The organism is Chitinophaga oryzae, from assembly GCF_012516375.2.
GTDB classification, from domain to species: domain Bacteria; phylum Bacteroidota; class Bacteroidia; order Chitinophagales; family Chitinophagaceae; genus Chitinophaga; species Chitinophaga oryzae.
This window is the reverse complement of sequence record NZ_CP051204.2, coordinates 2,558,490-2,576,477: the sequence shown is the minus strand read 5'-3', so window position 1 is coordinate 2,576,477 and position 17,988 is coordinate 2,558,490. Positions and strand designations below refer to the sequence as shown.

General features: G+C 53.8%; 13 protein-coding genes. 6 read left to right on the top strand and 7 right to left on the bottom strand.

Going from position 1 to position 17,988, the window contains the following annotated elements:
- Nucleotides 1-4: 4 nt before the first annotated feature.
- The 6 genes from HF324_RS10815 to HF324_RS10790 form a co-directional block, all read right to left on the bottom strand.
- The gene (locus tag HF324_RS10815) at nt 5-1,642 is read right to left on the bottom strand and encodes a TldD/PmbA family protein (RefSeq protein ID WP_193114990.1); all 1,638 of its coding nucleotides are present in this window, start codon (nt 1,640-1,642) and stop codon (nt 5-7) included.
- A 167-nt stretch (nt 1,643-1,809) separates the two neighbouring features.
- Nucleotides 1,810-3,249: a hypothetical protein gene (locus HF324_RS10810; RefSeq protein ID WP_168859767.1), complete on the bottom strand. Its 1,440-nt coding sequence runs from the start codon at nt 3,247-3,249 to the stop codon at nt 1,810-1,812.
- Entirely contained in the window at nt 3,246-5,387 is a 2,142-nt protein-coding gene (locus tag HF324_RS10805; RefSeq protein ID WP_168859766.1) for a DUF4175 family protein, read from the bottom strand. The genes HF324_RS10810 and HF324_RS10805 overlap by 4 nt, the downstream gene beginning before the upstream one ends.
- Nucleotides 5,380-6,684 (bottom strand): BatA domain-containing protein, encoded by a 1,305-nt coding sequence (locus HF324_RS10800; RefSeq protein WP_168859765.1) that lies wholly within the window; start codon nt 6,682-6,684, stop codon nt 5,380-5,382. Before HF324_RS10800 ends, HF324_RS10805 begins: the two co-directional genes overlap by 8 nt.
- A gap of 29 nt (nt 6,685-6,713) precedes the next feature.
- Nucleotides 6,714-7,598, bottom strand: coding sequence for a DUF58 domain-containing protein (locus tag HF324_RS10795; RefSeq protein WP_220101295.1), 885 nt, complete (start codon nt 7,596-7,598; stop codon nt 6,714-6,716).
- Between the two features lie 5 nt (nt 7,599-7,603).
- Entirely contained in the window at nt 7,604-8,587 is a 984-nt protein-coding gene (locus HF324_RS10790) for an AAA family ATPase (protein ID WP_220100716.1), read from the bottom strand.
- Nucleotides 8,588-8,762: 175 nt separating this feature from the next.
- On the opposite strand from HF324_RS10790, the gene HF324_RS10785 reads away from it, so the two are divergent.
- The 3 genes from HF324_RS10785 (at nt 8,763) to HF324_RS10775 (ending at nt 14,968) form a co-directional block, all read left to right on the top strand.
- Complete coding sequence (locus tag HF324_RS10785) at nt 8,763-9,359, top strand: DUF4159 domain-containing protein (protein WP_220101294.1); 597 nt, start codon at nt 8,763-8,765, stop codon at nt 9,357-9,359.
- Nucleotides 9,360-10,397: 1,038 nt separating this feature from the next.
- Nucleotides 10,398-13,481, top strand: coding sequence for a SusC/RagA family TonB-linked outer membrane protein (locus HF324_RS10780; RefSeq protein ID WP_168859763.1), 3,084 nt, complete (start codon nt 10,398-10,400; stop codon nt 13,479-13,481).
- Between the two features lie 11 nt (nt 13,482-13,492).
- Entirely contained in the window at nt 13,493-14,968 is a 1,476-nt protein-coding gene (locus HF324_RS10775; RefSeq protein ID WP_168859762.1) for a RagB/SusD family nutrient uptake outer membrane protein, read from the top strand.
- Between the two features lie 46 nt (nt 14,969-15,014).
- Here HF324_RS10775 and HF324_RS10770 read toward each other — a convergent pair whose 3' ends face one another.
- Nucleotides 15,015-16,175, bottom strand: coding sequence for an aldose epimerase family protein (locus tag HF324_RS10770; protein WP_220101293.1), 1,161 nt, complete (start codon nt 16,173-16,175; stop codon nt 15,015-15,017).
- Nucleotides 16,176-16,295: 120 nt separating this feature from the next.
- Here HF324_RS10770 and pepE point away from each other — a divergent pair, with 120 nt between their 5' ends.
- From pepE to HF324_RS10755, 3 genes are read left to right on the top strand one after another with little or no spacing between them, the layout of a single operon-like run.
- Nucleotides 16,296-17,003, top strand: coding sequence for a dipeptidase PepE (gene pepE, locus HF324_RS10765; RefSeq protein WP_168859761.1), 708 nt, complete (start codon nt 16,296-16,298; stop codon nt 17,001-17,003).
- A gap of 41 nt (nt 17,004-17,044) precedes the next feature.
- Nucleotides 17,045-17,632, top strand: coding sequence for a TetR/AcrR family transcriptional regulator (locus HF324_RS10760; RefSeq protein ID WP_168859760.1), 588 nt, complete (start codon nt 17,045-17,047; stop codon nt 17,630-17,632).
- Between the two features lie 10 nt (nt 17,633-17,642).
- Nucleotides 17,643-17,981 (top strand): hypothetical protein, encoded by a 339-nt coding sequence (locus HF324_RS10755; protein WP_168859759.1) that lies wholly within the window; start codon nt 17,643-17,645, stop codon nt 17,979-17,981.
- Nucleotides 17,982-17,988 lie beyond the last annotated feature (7 nt).

Below are 17,988 nucleotides of genomic sequence, written 5' to 3'. Positions count from 1 at the left end.
TAGATCAGATTTTTCTTGCTGTGTTAATAACATTTACACCATTAAAACGGGTTGTGGAACTGCCATGGGACACGGCGTTGGACTGGCCGGGCTGTCCCTTGCCGTCGTTGAAGGCGCCGCCGAGACGGTAGTCGCTCTTGTCCGCGATGGCGGTACAGCTGTTCCAGAACTCCTGCGTATTGGCCTGGTAAGCCACGTCTTTCAGCATACCGGCAATCTTTCCGTCTTTGATTTCGTAGAACGTCTGTCCGCCGAACTGGAAATTGTACCGTTGCTGATCGATGGAGAAGGAGCCGTCACCGATGATGTAGATGCCTTTTTCCACGTTTTTGATCATATCGTCCACGCTGAGTTTTTCTTTTCCGGGCTGCAGCGATACGTTGGGCATACGCTGGAACTGCACGTCCGCCCAGCTTTGGGCATAGCAGCATCCCTGGGAATGATCGAGGCCGATGATATGCGCCTGATCACGGATAGCCTGGTAGTTGACCAGCACGCCGTCTTTGATCAGGTCCCACTGGCCGCATTGCACGCCTTCATCGTCATAGCCTACGGCGCCAAGGGAGCCGGGTTGCAGTTTATCCGCCACTACGTTGACCAGCTTGCTGCCAAACTGGAAATTGCGTGACTTCCATTTGTCGAGGGTGAGGAAGCTGGTGCCGGCGTAATTGGCTTCATAACCCAGTACGCGGTCCAGTTCCGTGGGGTGTGCTACCGATTCGTGGATGGTGAGCCAGAGATGGGAAGGGTCCAGTACCAGGTCGTATTTACCCGGTTCTACGGATTTGGCTTTCAGTTTCTGGTCTACATCTGCGGTAGCATTTTTTACGTCTTCCAGCATATCGTACCGGTCTTTGTAACGGGTAACGACACCTCCGACTTTATTGTCTGCTGTGGGCGTCAGATATTCGTACCCCATGCCTACGGGAGAGCTGAGTGATTTGCGGGTTTCGAATTTGCCGCTGGCGCGGTCTATTTTAGTGACCGTAAAAGTAGGGAACAGGCGATGAATGTCCTGATCGATATAAGAGCCGTCAGTAGACGCGAAATATTTCTGTTCGTTGATAGCCAGGATGGCAGAGTTGACAAAGTTGGCGCCGCCTTTCATGGCGATGCTGTTCACATTGAGCAGCAGGTCAACTTTATCTTTCACCGGTATGGTGAAGGCGCTTTGTACGATAGGTGTTTTCCATGACACCTCGCCATAACCTTTCTGCGGGGCCAGCTGCACCGGCGTGGTAGTTACGCGGGAATTGGCTTTTGCTACCGCTACCGCTCTTTCCGCCGCTTTCGCGATGGCTTCTTTGGTGACAGTGTTGGTAGCGGCAAAACCCCAACAGCCGTTGGCGATCACGCGGATACCCACGCCAAAGGATTCCGCGTTGGCGACGTTCTGTACGCGGGCTTCGCGGGTTACGACAAACTGGTTGAGATACCTGCCGATGCGTACGTCTGCATAGGTGGCTCCTTTACTGCGGGCGGTGTTAAGCGCCACATCTGCCAGTTGTTTCTTGAGTTTTACGTCCATGCCATCATTGAGAAAGCGTGATGGGTCGACGGGTGTGCCGAAAGCAGAAAAATTCGGCAGGACGAGTGCTCCCAGCCCCATAGCGGATAGCTGGATAAAGTCTTTACGTTTCAATGGGAAGTCCTCCGGTTTAGTTTGGTTTAGATTCTAGTTGACAGCGGGTATCTGTGATTCCATGCACCATTGACAGCATGGTGATGCAATTCTCATGAGCATAAAACCCCGTAACCCCTAATAGCATTCTAAGCTAATTTTTTTTCCTTACATTTTTCAGCCACTCGTCACATTTTCTTTTCCCACCATAAAAAGATGAGCGCGAAGAACAAGGGCAACAGCCACCACAGGGGGGACAACGGCACGAGGTTTGTCTGCCGCGGCGGCGCGGGCGCCGGGGAATAGGCCGTAGCCTGTAAATTTTTCCAATCATCTTCCCGGAAGATATAATTCCAGGAGACGCCGGTACCGGTGCGGATCTGTTGCCAGCCGGTCTTCAGCGGCCACCAGGTGCCGCTATAGCGGTAAGGCAGCCAGGGATGCTGCGCCAGCGGCAAAACAATGCCGCCCGCCTGTACCGCCGGCGTGGCAGTAGTTTCCAGTTGTATGTCCAGTGGCCGGTATACCCGCGCGATGGCCGGAAGTACGGTTATTTTTTCGGCAGCAGCCTTTTTCCGGGCGGCCGCCTCCAGAACGGCGGACCAATATTGACCATAGGCAGCGGATTGCCCTTCCAGCTGCCAGCTGTAGGTGTTGAAGAGATGGGTACGTACCAGTTTACCTCCGCCGGCGAGCGATACCGTTACATAAGCGCGATGCAGGCTGTCTGTTACCAACGGCAGCTGACCGCCGCCCGCGGGCAGTAGCTGTCCCGGACCGGTGGACAAGGCCGGCAAGCGGCGTCCTGAGCGGAGTTTCAGCCGGACGGGACGCGGCTGTGTTCCGGCGCTGTCTGCTTTAAGCACCAGTCCTATGCCCGCCTCTTCAAGGCGGGTACGGGTATTTTTATCGATAGCGCCGGCCTGAGCGATCACCACATCAAATTTATCGAGCAGGGCCGGCGTAAGCACATCGAGCGACTGTTGCGGGAAATTGGAGAACCGTAGCAGGTATTTGTTTTTGGCCACCAGTGTGCGCATAGCCACTGCATTTCCCTGTTGCACCAGCCAGTCGGCCAGGAAGCGGTTTTCAAAATCGGGGGCCTGCGCCAGGAAAAGCACTGTCAGCGGCGTGACGGGCGTGACCTCCAGCGGCAACGGCTGTTGTTCCAGCGTATCGTTTCCCGCCATAGCGGTGATGCGGTACACTGCCCTGCCCTGATGCAGGGGCAGGGCGCTGAGGGAAAAGGAGGAGTCCTGCTGAGCCGCTATCACCAGAGAATCCAGGGTAGTATCAAAACCGGCCAGCCGTAAAGTAACGGGGCGGGCAGTATTATTCCGGTATCTTCCCTGCACCACCCATTCGCTGCCGGCAGACAGACGGCGGGGCCAGTCACAGGCGACGATGCCCGCTGCCGGGGCAGTGACTTTCACAGCAGGAGCCGGCGGCGTTTCGCTGCGCGGGACATACACGGGCCATCCCGCCAGCAGCAGGCATATTATCGCGACCAGCGTAGCGATGATGCGTGCTGCCAGCCGTTGTTTTTTCGGACGGCGCACCTCCTGTGTGATCAGCCAGCCGGCTATGATGACGCCGATCACCAACAAAAAGTAGTTCCAGCTGGTCATGGCGTGCCGGTTTTAAGGTTATGAAAATAATGTTGCGGCAGCGAGGGCGCAACCGGCGCCGGTGTGCGTTGCGGTTGTAACGGCGGTGCTTTCAGCATTTTCTGCAGCCCCTGTTGCGCAGTACGTATATCCTTCTCCGTGCCTTTCTGCATTTGTATGCGGCGCATTGCTTCCAGGGCCGGCAGGTAGACCGCCGGCGTAGCAACCGCCTGTGTCGCCAGCAGCTGTTGCGCTTCCCCGAGCACCGCCGCATGGCCGCTGGTATCACCGGCTTTCATAGCGTCGAGAACGGCTAACGCCTGCCGCACATTCAGCAGCTGGTCCTGGTAAGCGACCGTTTCTTTTTGCTGCCGTGGCTGAATCTTATCCTGTTCGCCGGTGAGCCGCTTCTCCGGCTTCAGCGGCGTGGTTTTAACGCCTGTCTTGGCGACGTACACGCGGGACTGCTGCTGAAGGTCTTTCAGCAGGCGAAGCGCCTTATAGGCGAACGGCAATGCCTCCTGTGGCTTATACAGCCGGAGCTGTAACTCCGACTTCCACATCTCCGTCAGGGTGGCTTTCAGCTGTTTTTTGATCTCCGGATCAAAGAAAGTGGCGTCTTCCGCGTTGTCATGTTTATCCGTAAACTCATCCAGTACTTTGGCGGCGTTGCCAAAGTCTTTGGGGTCCACAGCCCCCTGTTCTTCTTTGCCGTGATGATCGTGACCATGGTCATGATCATCATGCCCTTCTTCCGCCGCCACGCGGGGATCTCCCACGTTGGACTCCGATTCTTCGCCGAGGAATTTACCATAGCGCAGGCGCAGCAGCTTCTGATCGGTGCCGAGGTCGTTGCTGCGGCTGTTGAATTTTGCCGTACCGATGCTGTCTTTCTCCCGGAGCAGCTGTTCCGCGTCGAGGATGATCTGGCGCTGACTGCGGAAGTATTCCGGCTTAAAGGCCACGCCGGTCACCATGCCTTCCATACTGAAGAGCTGTGCGGTATCCGGCAGGGTGATGATATACACGTCCGAGCGGTTTTCCTGCCGGCGGGTATCGGTCACGCGTATATGAAAATACAGTTCATCGCCGGGTTTCAGTCCCATGGCAGAGAGGTCCAGCGTTTTGCTCACCTGGTATTGCGGCAGCTGAGCGCTGAAGCTGTTATCGAATGACAGTTCCTGGTCTTTGAAGCGAACGGCCTCTCCGCTGCCGCTGGTGATGGTTAGCGCTATGCGTGTGTCCCGGATGCCATAGTCATCTGTCAGGGCTGCCTGTACGTTCACTTTGGTGGATTGCCCGAATTCTATCGTTGTAAGGGGCTTGGGGTTGGTGATACGTATCACCGGCAGCTGGTCGGGCAACAGTTGTAACTGGTACAGCTCCGAGAGACTGCCGTTCATGGATACCTGGTAGAATCCTGATTTGCGGACAGTCCGTATAGCCGTCCACGTAGTATGCGCCGCATCCGGCTGTAAGGTCAGCCGGGTGCTGTCGTTGAACAGCAGGGCCAGTTCCTGTACTTCTTTATTCGTATGTATTTCCCATTTTACCAGGGAGCTATCAGGCGTAGTGATATTGAATGCTGACTGGGTATGGGCTGAACGGCGCATATAAGCCGGCGGTTGTAACGTGATCTGTACGCTTTTGATGCCGGGCAGTACTTTTTCAGGCCGTGCGGTTGCACCCGGGGCGTTGTTGGCCGTTACCGGCAGTTTTGCCAGATAGTTGTTCAGCATATGCCAACCTATCGTGAATGTTACCATAAACAATGCAACCAGGGCAGCCTGGCGTAGCGGGCGGTAAAATTTACCGGGCAGTTGCAGGTTGTCCAGTACGGGACTGATCTTCTCCGTTTGCAGCGTTTCCAGCAGGTTCCGGCCGGCCGCCGGCTTCAGCAGCAACGCAGCGCTGTCTTCCAGCTCGGGGAACGTCTGGTCCAGGTAACGGGCCACTTCTTCTTCCTGCAGGCGCCAGGGTTGATGCCACCACAACTGCACTGCCAGTGACAAAATGCCCCCGATAACAGCCGGGATAGCGCCAAACAGCGCCAGCGGCGCCGCCAGGGCTATGGACAACAAGCCATACCGCAATAGCTGGCTTTGCACCCAGCGGGTGCGGATACCGGCTATTTTCATATGACCGTTGACGTTATTCATGGGCTATTCCCGTTTTGAATGAGAGATATCGTTCTGCGCAAAATACCAGCAACAGGATACCCCAGGTTATTTTCTCCAATGGCGTTTCCTGCAGAGGGTTGACGGCCGGTTTCGCTACGGCCGCGTGCACCGGCAATACGAGTTGCCGGGCGTCTATGCTACGGCGGTCATGTTGTTTATCAACAGCGGCAGGATATAACAGTTCCAGCAACTTTTGGGGAAAATCGCCGCTCCAGGGCAGTTCATTCCATGCCGGGTGAAAGTGCGTATAAAGCTGGTCCCTGGCGAGCAACGGGTTACCGTAGCTGTCGGGCCATGCGGCGCCGGTGGTATCTTTTACCGGCAGGCGCTGAAAGACGCGGATGTTAGTACCGGCGACGGTGGCTGCCACGGGCTGTGGCGTACCGGTAGCATAACGTATTACCCGTCCGGCCTTGATGCCGGCCGGCACGGGGTTGTCGGACAGCCACCAGAGCCAGTCCTGCGAAGCGGGTATGACGGCAGCCTCTTTTACCAGCAGCAGGTTGATTTTCCGGTGGGTATATTGCTGTACCGCTTTCAGCGCGGCCGCGAGGTAGCGGGCGTCTTCCTGGTATTTATCGGTATAGATGGTATAATGCAAAGTGGCCGTATCAGCAGCGCCGGGCAATGTATCGACGAAACTGAAAGTGGTGCCCGACGGAGTGCTCCTGCCCTTCCGGATACGGAGGCTGTCACTATCCGCCAAATACGTATAGTCATTCCAGTTATCAACCGAATCCGGCGGCGTCATTGTCTGCCAGTGAAGGGATAAACCCACCGCCGGCATGGGCCCTGAGAAACGGGCGAGCCGGTTGCCCGTAAAAAGATATACCGGCAGATCTGCCGGCACCTTTCGGGAAAGTGCCCATAGCAGTGCCCAGTAAGCGGCAGCAGGGGTATCGGGCGGGAGGTTTTCCGGCCGGTGCAGGCGTGCCAAACCGGTATCGGGGGCATGTAATTGAAATCCCTGCCGCAACAAAGAATCGATTTGCATGCGGAAAGCGGGATATGCCGTCTTTTCCGCCACCACCCAGCCTTTTACGGTGTGGGCCGTCAGCGGCCGGCGCCAAACCGGTTGAGACAACAACAACGCCAGCAGGATGATCAGCAGGCAGCGCAGCAGCAACAGCCACCAGTCAGACACCCGCCAGCTGCGGGCATGTCGTACCGAAGCGGCCGTGAGCAGTTGAATGCTGCTGATCCGGAGTACTTTTCCCGGGCGGCGATGCCACAAGTGGATAAACACCGGAACGGCTATTCCGGCGGCAAGCGTCATCCATATGGGTTGTAGCAGGTGCAGCAAAACTATTTTCTCATTTTATTACGCTGGTTCAGAAAATCGCGGAGGGCGGTATCCAGCGGCTCCTGCAGCAGCAGTTGCCGGTAATAGATACGCCGCTGCAGCAATTGTGTACGCAGGTGATCGTTGTATTGTTCAAGCCTTGAAGGATAGTTCGTATCAGCAATGCCCGTCAGTTCCAGCCGCTGGCCTGTTTCCAGGTCTTCTACCGCATCGTAGCCCCTGAAATCGCCGGTGCATTCCTTTTCTCCGAGCAGGTGAAACACCAGTATTTCGTGCCCCAGGGCCGATAATGTTTGTAACAGGGTGGTGATTTCACCCGACTGCTCATAATAATCCGTGATGAAGATGAGCAGCTGCCGGTTATGCGGACCGCTGAAGAGATCGCGGTATTGTACAGGCGCTGTAAAAGTACCGCCTGGCTGTATTTGCTCCAGCTGGTAATACAGGCGTGCCATGTGCTGGGCTTCTCTTCTGGCCGTCATGGTAAACAGGCGGCCATGGTGCAGCACCGCCAGTCCGGCTGCGTCGCCCTGGAGATGCGCCAGGTAAGCGAGCGAAGCCGCGAGGTAACGGGCGTAATTTATTTTAGAGATCCCGTCTTCCGTATGGAGCATGGAATTGCTGGCATCTACCAGGAAACTGATGTCGATGCTGGTTTCCATTTCCGACTCCCGGATATAATACCTGTCGGAGCGGGCATACATCTTCCAGTCGAGCCAGCGGAGATCATCTCCCGGCTGATAGCTGCGGTACTGGCTGAATTCCAGTCCGGCTCCTTTTACCCTGCTGGCATGCATTCCGGCCATAAAGCCATCCACCGCCGTTTTAGCGGCGAGCGGCAGGTCTTTGATAGCCAGCAATACTTTCGGGTCCAGCAGGTTACTCATATTGATCAGGATAAGCGGGTAGGTGTTCTTTCTATTTGTTGCAACAATTTCTCCGTTACCTTATCCGGGTGTACGCCTTCCGCTTCTGCTCTGAAATTCATGAGGATGCGGTGACGCAGCACGGGATAAGCCATAGCGGTAATATCTTCTGTGGTAGCGGCGTAGCGGCCCTGTAGCAAAGCATGGGCTTTGGCAGTGAGGATCAGTGCCTGGCCGGCCCGGGGGCCTGCGCCCCAGCGCACCCATTCCTTTACATAGTCGACGGTGGTGGTATCTGGACGGGTGTTGCGTACCAGCCGGCTTACCCAGGATACCAGGTCTGCATCGATGGACACTTCGCGTACCAGCTGCTGTAACTGCCTGATATCATTAGCATCCAGCACCGGTTGCACTTCAACTTTACGAGTACCGGTGGTACCGGACAGGATAGCGGTTTCCTCCTGTTCAGAGGGGTAACCGATTTTGACGTACAGCAGAAAACGGTCGAGTTGCGCTTCCGGCAGCGGGTATGTACCGGACTGTTCTATCGGGTTCTGGGTGGCGAGGATAAAAAACGGCCTGTCCAGCGCATAGGTTTGCCCGGCATAGGTGACTTCAAACTCCTGCATCGCCTCCAGCAGTGCGGATTGCGTTTTAGGCGGCGTACGGTTGATTTCGTCCGCCAGTATTATATTAGCAAATAAGGGCCCTTTGTTGAACTTAAAAAAACGTTTGCCTGTTGCATGATCTTCTTCCAGCACTTCCGTGCCGATGATATCGGTGGGCATCAGGTCGGGAGTGAACTGAATCCTGCGGAAGGACAGGTGCAATGCCTGTGACAGGGTGCGCACCATCAATGTTTTGGCCAGCCCGGGCACGCCTTCCAGCAGGCAGTGGCCTCCGGCCAGCATGGCTACCAATACCTCGTCCAGCACGGCTTCCTGGCCAACAATAACTTTCCTGATTTCCTGTTTAAGCAGCGGTAACTTTTCCAGCAATTGTATACCCATTTGATTTTGTTCTGATTTTGGCATCGGGTTATTAAATTTCCCGCAGGTTTATTCTCACACAAAATAACCAAATAATAAATTAGTAAATAACGAAATAAAAATATGAAATTGAAGAAAAATTAGACTGACGGCAACAGCCAATGATAAACGCATGCAAGGGAATACATTTACATTTGTGAGATTAAGATACCGGTCGGGCGACTGGGACACTGATCAGCGGATGCCTTCCAACCTGCTCAATTCATTGATTGAGTACACTACTATACCGGTGGCCATGCAGGAGAAGGTGATAGATCTCAGCAGCAGCGAGCTGTTTCAATATCCGTTTTGTTATCTCAGCGGGCATAAGCTCGTGCAATTTGATGCGGCCGAAGCGGCCAACTTTAAACAGTATGTTAACAGGGGCGGTTTCGTTTTTGTGGACGACTGCAACCATGATATCGATGGTTTGTTTGCCCGCTCCTTTGAAACGCAGATGGCGCAATTGTTTGGTGCGCATGCGTTAAAGAAGATACCTTCCACTCATCCTGTCTACAGTAGTTTTTTTCATTTCGAGAAGGGACCACCCAATACTTCTTTTGAGCTGAACGGCTGGGGAGATGATCTTGTGCATGACTATCTGAAAGCTATCGAAGTCAACGGCCGCATTGGCGTATTGTACAGCAACAAAGATTACGGCTGTGAATGGGATTATGATTTCCGCAACAAACGTTTCCTGGCGGAGGACAATACGAAGTTCGGCGTGAATATTATTGTATACGCACTGCAATAGCCGGTGTCATCAATCCTGTTCCGTATGGACGGAAGGGAGGTTCCGTTTTTTTATGAATGGCAGCGGCATCTGTGATGACCCAAAAAGAAGCGTTGCGGCCGGGATAACGGTGTAGCATATACGATACTTGCTTTAGGGATGATCGTTCATATTTCAGGGGTACAGCAATAAATGTACAGAAAGCGCGCTACATTTCAAATACTTTCTTCGGGGATGCAGATTATCAGGTAATGAGTAATGGTATAAGGCGGGATAAATGTATAGGTATTGATATTGTATCGGAAACCATCCTTAGAAACAAGACATGATAAGAACCAACACGGCAGGCTCCTAAACGCTTCGGCATTTGCTCAGCAAGCGTACAGGGAACGCTTTCATGGCATACGGCATAACAGGGAAGAGGCGTCCCAATGCGTCCACCGGATCATCCGACAGGGTCCGCGACGTCTGGCAACAGACGTCTCATGAACATATTATATGTTGCGTACGAGACAGGCAACCAAGCGGGCAACAGCTTTCGCCTCCTCTATTGAACATATTTAATACAACAACTTTCTATGGCCTGTTTTATCCATTACAGGATGACACTTTCCCGGATGTCCCGGAAACATGCCAGCAGGTAACCTGTTGAAAACCCGGCCGCTTGTAAAGCAGGTAATATTTTCCCGTCAACTGTTAATAGATAATTAACATGCCGTAGCCTGTTGAGAAAAAACTATACGCTTAATTTACATAATTCATTAACTTGTCTAAAACTAAAACAGTATCGACCAAGAAGAAAAACCAACAACTGTATTTTCCACTAAAACTTTAGCGCTTACATTTTCAGAGAGATGTTAAAGCGCACCTCTTTAGCTAAATCGATATAGTTAAGGACCAGGGAGGAGCGCGCGTCATGTGAAAAACATATTTATGCAAACCTTTGCTAAACAATAAAACTTATTTATCCCAAAGACAAGAAGCAAACAACCAACTGAGACAGAAACAATCATTGATCACGCTTACAAACAGTTTTCATTCACCGCTCATTTATTCATCATGAAGTTTTCCTTTCTTAGAAAAACGGGCTTTCTGCTGGCCTTTCTCTGCGCTATAGCGTCAGTGGCCATGGCACAAAGAACGATCACCGGTAAAGTAACCGGCGCTCCTGACGGCCAGGGACTGCCGGGTGTAACCATCACCGTGCCCGGCACCAGTACAGGCACCAGCACAGACGCTAACGGCGTGTATAAATTACCGTTACCTGCAACAGCACAAACGCTCACCTTCTCCTTTCTCGGCTATGAGCCGCAGACGATCACCATCGGCAACCGGGAAGTCATCAACATCGCCCTGCAGTCCACCAGCAAGGGACTGGGCGAAGTAGTGGTGGTAGGCTACGGTACCCAGACCCGCCGCGACCTGACCGGCACCATCTCCTCGCTGAAGGGCTCCGACATCAAAAACCTGCCGGTCAGCGATGCCGCACAGGCCATGCAGGGCCGCGTTACCGGCGTAGACATCGTACGGTCGGACGGTCAGCCCGGCAGCACGCCCAGCATCCGTATACGCGGCACCGGTACCATCAACAACGCCGAGCCCCTGGTGATCATCGACGGGGTGCCCGCCGGTGGCATCAGCGACATCAACCCGAATGACATTGCCTCCATGGAAGTGCTGAAAGACGCCTCCTCCTCTGCCATCTATGGTACGCGGGCGGCCAACGGCGTGATCATCATCACCAGCAAAAAAGGCAACTACGGCGAAAAGCTGAAAGCGTCCGTGAACGTATACAAAGGCGTATCCAATGCCATACGGTATATCCCTTTGCTCAGCGCGCCCGATCTCGTGATGCTGAAGAAAGAACGTTATACCAACGACGGTAAACAAATAGATCCTATCTGGAACGACCCTTACTATGCCGAACAGCGGACCGACTGGCAGCGCGCCCTGCTTGGTTCAGGCCAGGTGACCAACGCCGATGTGAGCCTCCGTGGCGGCAACAGCAGCTCCAACTATCTTTTCAGCGCCGGTTACTATGATGAAAAAGGTATCGTAGAAAACACTTTCTTCAAACGGTACACCGTTCGCATCAACTCAGAACATAAACTGGGCAAACGCCTGAAAGTCGGTGAAAACCTGCAGCTGACCTATCGTCAGAATAAAGGCTTCGACACCTACTCCTCCCAGACGGGCCTTATCTTCAGCGCGCTGCGCTTCAACCCAGCCATCCCGGTATTCAATCCCGACGGCAGCTACGGCTCCTCCAAAGCCAGCAATGAACTGGGTGACATCAACAACCCGGTATTTACCGCGCAAACTACCGACGGCTGGGCCAAGAACTACCGTATACTGGCCAATGTGTACGCAGAACTGGAAATCCTCGATGGCCTCACCCTCCGCGGCAACTACGGATATGACGGCAGTATCTTCAACCAGTCCAGCTTCGTTCCTAAAGTACTGGACCAGACACGCGCCCGCGACCATGCCGAACTGTGGAACCGCAGCGAATCCAACAGTTCCCAGTTGAGCGAAGTATTCCTCACTTACAACAAATTCTTCCACCAGCACCACGTAACCTTCACCGGTGGTTACTCCCAACAGGTGGCTAAAGGTTACTTCTTCAAAGGCGAGCGCTGGGGCTTTGCCGACGAATCGCCGGACGTACGGGTGCTCGACAACGGCAACGACATCCACGACGCCAGCGGTAATTTCAACCCGCAGAACGCTATCGCGTCCGGGTTCGTAAGAGGTTTCTACGGCTTTAAGGAAAAGTACCTGCTCACCGTCACCTTCCGTGCCGACGGCTCCTCCCGCTTCGCCCCGGGCAGACGCTGGGGCTACTTCCCCGCCTTCTCCGCCGGATGGCGCGTATCGGATGAGAGTTTCTTCAAAGACAACGTGAAGTTTATCAGCAACCTGAAAATCACCGGTGGCTGGGGACAGCTGGGCAACCAGAACGTACGCGATTTCCAGTACCTCGCTCCTGTGAACAAAGACAGGCGCTACAACTTCGGCGAAAGCCCTTATGTGGGCGTATGGAACTCCCGCCTTGCCAACCCCAATATCACCTGGGAGAAAGCCGAGATGACCAACGTGAGCCTGGAAGCCGGCTTCTTCGACAACAGGCTGAATGCGGTGATCACCTGGTTCAATAAGAACACCAAAGACATGCTGGTGCCCGCAGCAGCGATGGACCTGCATGGCACCTCCGCCATCCCCGACCAGAACATCGGCCAGATGAACAATAAGGGATGGGAGCTGGAAGTCAGCTACCAGGGCGGCAATGAGCGGTTCCGCTACAATGTCTCCGCCAATGCTTCCCTTATCAAAAACACCGTTACCCGCCTGTATGAAGCCGGCTCCTATATCTCGTCCACCAACTATGGCCGGCAGAACCAGGAAATCTCCCGCACCTATGAAGGACAGCCGCTGGCATCTTTCTACGGCTGGAAAACAAACGGTATCTATCAGACGCAGCAGGAAATTGACAGCGATCCTTCTATCGCCAAAGATCCCAACAAGGAGCATATCAAACCCGGCGACGTACGTTTCGTGGACATCAACGGCGACGGTATCGTCAATGAGCTGGACCGTACCAACCTCGGCGATCCCAATCCCCGTGTGACCTACGGCATCCAGGCCGGCGCTCAGTACAAAGGATTTGATCTGAGCCTCTCCTTTGCCGGCGTAGGCGGCGTGAAACTGTACAACGCCGATAAGATGCAGGGCATGGACCCCACTTATCCGTACAATATGTATGCAGAGGCGCTGCAGCGCTGGCATGGGCCCGGCACCAGCAACAGTGTGCCGCGGATGAGCCTTTCCAGCGACAACAGTAACAACCGCACCTCCGACCGTTTTGTGGAGAAAGGAGATTACTTCTCGCTCCGCAATATCGCGCTCGGCTATACGATCCCCGCGAAAGTATGGGGCCGTACCGGTATCTCCGATGTACGTGTATACGTGGCGGCGCAGAACCTGTTCATCCTCACCTCCTATTCAGGGCTCACGCCGCAGCTGGGTTATACCGGCGACGGCAGCGGCAGCGGCACCAGCGACGGTAACCGCCAGCGCGGCGTAGACGTGGCCGCCTATCCGCAGGCAAGAACATTCACCTTCGGCGCTACGCTCAACTTCTAAAACTGACGACCATGCAACCAATGAAACATATACTGCTGGCGGGCCTTACCGCCGCCACCCTTTTATCCGGCTGTAAAAATGTACTGGACGTACAGCCACAGGGCAACTTCACTACAGGCAACTACTGGCGTAACCAGGACCAGGCCGTAGACGGTATCACCGGCATTTACAATATCCTGCTGGAAGAAGATTATACCGGTTTCAACGAATTCGTTTTCGACAACTGTTCAGACGACCAGGTACGCGGCGGCGATCATGACTATGACGATGCCATAGAAGCGTTTACCTACGATGCTTCCACCCCTACCGTACGGGCAGGCTGGAGATGGAAATATGAAATGATCAACCGTGCCAACAGTGCGCTGATCAATATCCCGAAGATCACCAGCATCGACGCCGCCATCAAACAGCGTTGCCTCGGCGAAGCTCATTTCCTCCGTGCTTTCGCCTACTGGCGCCTGTTGCTGGTATATGGTGAAGTACCCATCATCACCGAAGATGATGTCATTAAAGTCAATTATAACAAACCCAAAGTAAGCGCTGACGAGCTGCGTAAACAGATAGAGGCAGACCTGCTGCTGGCCGCCGACGAGTTGCCCGAAACATACAGCGAAACCGATAAGGGCCGTGTCAGGAAAGGTACCGCATGGGGACTGCTCTGTAAACTGTACATGGAATGGGGACAGCTGGACAAAGCCATTGCGGTGGGCACCAAGGTGACCAGCAACGCCAATTATGCGCTGGCGCCACGGTACAGCGATAATTTCAGCGTAGCCACCGGCAACAACTCCGAGATGCTGTTTGCCGTACAAACAGTGGACGGTTATGGTTATTCAGACTTCATCACCTATCACGCTCCCCGCAAGTGGAACGGCTGGAGTTTCTTCTACCCTACCAAAGGGCTGGTGGATGAATTCGAAGCAGGAGATCCGCGTAAGGAAATCTGCATCATGGCCCCTGGTGACAAAATCAATGTAGGCACCAGCATAGAGACTGTTACGCCCGACCTTTCCTGGTCCGGCTACCACTACAAAAAATTCTGTGCCTGGAAGCCTTCCGGCGGTCTGAACTACTCATTGAAAACACCGCTGATGCGCAGCGCAGATATTTACCTGCTGGTAGCAGAAGCCAAGATACGGTTGAACGGCCCCGGCGCCGGCGATGCTGAAATACAGGCAGTGCGTACCCGCGCCTCCGCAACGTTACCGGCGGTACACAATGCCGGCATGAAAGAGCTGATGCATGAGCGCAGGGTAGAGCTGTGCGGAGAAAACGAAAGGCAGCAGGACCTGCTGAGATGGGACAAAGCGAAGCTGATTGATATCGTGGCCATTAACAATCAGCCTAAGCTGGCTTATGATGGCAGCGTGATGAGCAGAGGCGGTTCGCCGCGGAAATTCATACGGCCGAAGCATTATTATTTCCCGATGCCGCAGACGGAGATAGACAAGAGCAAAGGTACGCTGGTACAGAATCCGAACTACTAAAAAACAAACCGGTGTTGCGGCTATCTGCTGCAACACCGGTTATTCATTATTTGGTGGAGAACTTATACACCGTTGTTTGTTGATAGGTTTCTCCCGGTTTGAGGATCACATTGGGGAAATCCGGCTGATTGGGAGAATTGGGAAAATGCTGCGCTTCGAGGCAAAGGCCTGCGTGTTGCACATATTTCTGTCCGCCGCGGGTATTGGACAACGTTCCATCGAGGAAGTTCCCTGAATAGAACTGCACGCCTGGTTCAGTGGTAGACATCTCCATAAAACGGCCGCTGGCCGGATCATAAAGCGTAGCCACTGTTTCGAGGCTGCCGGCTGCTTTATCGAGCACGAAGTTGTGATCATATCCTCCTTTCACCGCAGCGATATCTTTTCCTACTTTTTTAGGCGTCGTAAAATCCATCATGGTACCTTTCACAGGGGCCAGCTTCCCGGTGGGGATGAGTTTATCATTCACCGGCGTGTAGCGGCTGGCTTTCAGTTCCAGCTCCTGGTTGAGGATAGTGCTGTCTTTTCCGCCGGAGAGGTTGAAATAGCTGTGGTTGGTGAGGTTGACCGGTGTGGCTTTGTCGGTGGTAGCGGTGTAATGGATCTTCAGGGCATTATCAGGCGTGAGCGTGTATACCACGGTCGCTTTCATAGTACCGGGATAGCCTTCCTCCCCGTCTTTGCTGGTATATTCCAGTTGCAGGGAGCTGTCGCCCGCCTGTGTGGCTGCCCATACCACTTTATCGAAGCCTTTGACGCCACCGTGCAGCGTGTTGCCGTGATCGTTAGCCGCCAGCGTGTAGTCTTTACCGTCAAGTTTGAATTTAGCATTCGCGATGCGGTTAGCATACCGGCCTACCAGTGCTCCGAAATAGGGTTGTCCTTTTTGCTGGTAGCCGCTGAGCGAGTCGTAAGACAATACCACGTTGGCTTTCTGCCCTTGTTTGTCGGGTGTGATGATATCGGTGACGATACCGCCGTAGTTTAAAATTTTCACTTCCATGCCGGCCGCATTGCGGAGCGTGTATTGCAGCACTTCCTGGCCATCGGCCTGTCCGTAGCTGTGAGCGGCGGCAGTAGCGATCACGGCCGCCGTGTCAGCGCCGGTTTTGCTGTCTTCTTTAGGTGCGTTCGTGCCGTTGCAGGCGCCCAGCAGGGCGGCGCCAGAGATCATCAGGGCCGAGAGCCCCCTGAGGTTCATTTCCATAACGTATATAAGGTTAAGTGAATAGTATCGTTAAATATCGGGATAATTAGGGAAAAGAAGAAATGGGGAGATGTTAATCCCGCCCGAACCCTTAATTTTGGCGTTCGAGAACAACGTAACATGAAACATATTGTCCTGGCCAGCACGTCTACCCTTTACGGAGAAGGTTATCTGGCTTATTTAACACCGGTGATGAAGACGCTGTTTGCCGGCGTCACTGAAATTATCTTTGTGCCTTTTGCCCGTCCGGGCGGCATTTCCCATGATGAATACACAGCGAGAGCTGCGGCGGCTTTTGCGCCTTTACAGATACAGGTAAAAGGTCTTCATACCTTTGCCGATCCCGCGGCAGCTATCCGCGGGGCACAGGGCTTTTTCACCGGTGGAGGAAATACTTTCCTGCTGGTGAAGGAACTGCTGGAGCGCGGCCTGATGGACGAGCTGAAAGCAGCCGTGGAGGCAGGCCGTCCGTATATGGGCTGCAGCGCCGGCAGCAATATCGGCGGTGTTTCCATGCAAACGACCAACGATATGCCGATCGTATATCCGCCGGGCTTTCAGACGATGGGACTGGTGCCTTTTAACCTGAATCCCCATTACCTTGACCCCATCCCTGATTTGCCACATATGGGCGAAACGCGTGAAACGCGCATCAAAGAATTCCATACACAGCACAACACGCCCGTGCTGGGCCTGCGGGAAGGCGGCTGGATACTGGTAAAAGGCGATAATATTACACTGGAAGGCAAGCCTCCCGCCCGTGTGTTTGAAGCCGGTAAAACACCCTACGAAATAGACCCCGGCAGCAGCCTGAATTTTCTGCAGTAAACAGTAAAACGAACAATTATTCGCTTTATCTTTACCGGGTTATGCGTGTAAAAGACGAGCAAAAAGCGGCCCTTATCCGGGAAAAAGCCATCGAAATGATCGTCCGCGAGGGTTTTGATGGCCTCAGTATGCACAAACTGGCCAGAGCGGTAGACATCTCCGTGTCTACCATCTACATCTATTTCAAAAACAGGGAAGACCTGCTGAACCAGCTGTATATTGATGTGATGGCGGTATTTGTGCGCGAGACGATGCTGAATTTTGACCCCGGGATGGATTTTGAAGCCGGCCTGTGGCTGCAATGGAACAACCGTTACCGTTATATCCGGCAATATCCGCTGCATTACCAGTTTACGGAACAGTTCCGTAACTCGCCGCTGATCCTGCACCCTGCCGTAGGGAAAGATGAATTTAAACAGGCAATGGTACAGTTCAACGACAATGCCGTGCGCCGCCAGCAGATTGTGGAACTCCCCACGGAGGTGTACTGGGCGCTGGCCTACGGCCCTTTTTATACGCTCGTCAACTTCCACCTGCAAAACAGTTCTATCGCCGGCAAACCGTTCAAACTGAGCGAAGCGCTGCTGAGACAAACATTTGAGCGGACCATCATAGCATTAAAAAAATAGTTAACCCAATATGACCACCACCTTATACCGCCCTGTGGGCGAAGCAGAATTGCTGCTGATCGAACAATCCGGCTGGAAACGGTTTCCGCCGAGGCTGCCGGAACAGCCCATCTTCTACCCTGTCATGAATGAAGCATATGCCGTTCAGATCACCACCGAATGGAATGTGCCGGCTTATGGCAAAGGATATGTGACGCGGTTTGCCGTCAACACCGACTTTCTGAAGGCCTATCCCGTGCAGAACGTAGGCGGCGTTATCCATGACGAATTATGGATACCTGCGGAAGACCTCGAAGCGATGAACGACAATATCGTGGGGCTGATCGAAGTAACGCACCGGTATGAATAGCAATGCT